Source organism: Parcubacteria group bacterium CG10_big_fil_rev_8_21_14_0_10_36_14, from assembly GCA_002772895.1.
GTDB lineage: Bacteria > Patescibacteriota > Patescibacteriia.
On record PFCS01000025.1, the window covers coordinates 31,270 to 32,731 of the forward strand.

Annotated in this window: 2 protein-coding genes; both read left to right on the forward strand. The window is 31.5% G+C overall.

Annotated elements, in window-relative coordinates:
• A partial coding sequence (locus COU51_01685) for a crossover junction endodeoxyribonuclease RuvC (protein ID PIR66878.1) occupies positions 1-302 on the forward strand: 302 nt, incomplete at its 5' end.
• Positions 286-1,278, forward strand: coding sequence for a hypothetical protein (locus COU51_01690; GenBank protein ID PIR66879.1), 993 nt, complete (start codon positions 286-288; stop codon positions 1,276-1,278). The genes COU51_01685 and COU51_01690, both read left to right, overlap by 17 nt.
• Positions 1,279-1,462: the final 184 nt, after the last annotated feature.

Consider the following 1,462-nt stretch of genomic DNA (forward strand, 5'->3'; position numbering starts at 1 on the left):
TTGAAAAATTATTTTTTTGTAAAAATGTAAAAACTGCATTGGATGTAGGACATGCGCGTGGTATAATTTTACTTGAAGGTATGAACGCAGGCTTAGAGCTTCATGAATTCACTCCTCTACAAGTTAAACAGGCGATAACCGGCTATGGTGTGGCGGATAAAATGCAGATGCAAAAAATGGTTCAACAGATTTTGCACCTCCATGAATTACCAAGACCGGACGATGCCGCTGACGCCTTAGCGCTTGCTATAACGCTGGCAAACTCAATTAATCTTATAGATAAAAATGCCGTCAAAAAATAATCCAAAAATTTTTAAAGATTTTTGGGAGTTATCAAACAAAGAGAACAATAAAAAGAAAATGACAAAACCTGAAATCCGCAAGGATTATTTACAGGATAATTTTGTAGTGATATGCCCTAAGAGAAAATGGAAAATAAAAATGAAAAGTTCGTCTTTGTTTGAAAAGAGAGAACTTGACTGCAACTTATGCCCGGAAAATATAAATAAAGAGAGGGCTAAGCAAATTTTTAAAAAAAAGGACGGATGGGCGGTAAAGACGGTTGCAAATAAATACCCGGCATTTTCTACAAATAATCAGTTTTCTTTTGGCACGCAAGAAATTGTTATAGAAACGCCTTATCATAATCATCAGAGCGTAGATTTTTCAGTTACTGAGATAGAAAAAGTTATCAAAATGTATATAGAAAGAACATTGGCAATCCGAAAAATAAAAGGCATAAATTACATTCTTATTTTCAAAAATAGCGGAAAAGAAGCCGGAGCTTCACAAAATCATGCTCATTCACAAATTTATGCGACAAAATTTATTCCATTTTATATTTTAGATAAAATAAAAAAAGAAAGAGAATGTGAAGGATGCGTTTATTGCGATATTATAAAAAAAGAAAAAAAGGGTTCAAGAATGGTTTTTGAAAATAAAAATTTTATTGTTTTATGTCCGTACGCCTCTCAACATAGTTATGAAATAATGGTTTTACCAAAAAGACATTTAGATAATATTTCAGAGCTCAATACTGAAGAAAAAAAATCATTGGCAAAAATTTTTAAAGCGATATTTAGAGGAATAAAAGATTTAGGGTATTCATATAATATGTATTTTCATGAAGTTGTTAAAGACTTAGACCAGCATATTTATTTTAAATTTAAACCCAGAACTTCTGTTTGGGCTGGATTAGAAGTTGGCAGTGGTCTTATAATAAATCCTATTCCACCGGAAGATGCTACAGAGTTTTATAAAAAATATTTTAGAAAATAAAAACCCCGCCTTTAAGGAGTAGCGGGGATTTTTTTCTGATATGAAACAAACAAGTAAGTACATTTTTCATTTGTTTCATTGTTATATCGCTCGCATTTTTCTATTTTTATCTCGTCTTTGTCTAGTCCATTATCAGTGCAAAGGGTATTTAGCAAATTTTTTACCTTTTCATGAATGCCATCAA

Coding starts and splice junctions, on each gene's coding strand:
- COU51_01690 (PIR66879.1), top strand. CDS start 286: ATGCCGTCAAAAAATAATCCAAAAATTTTTAAAGATTTTTGGGAGTTA.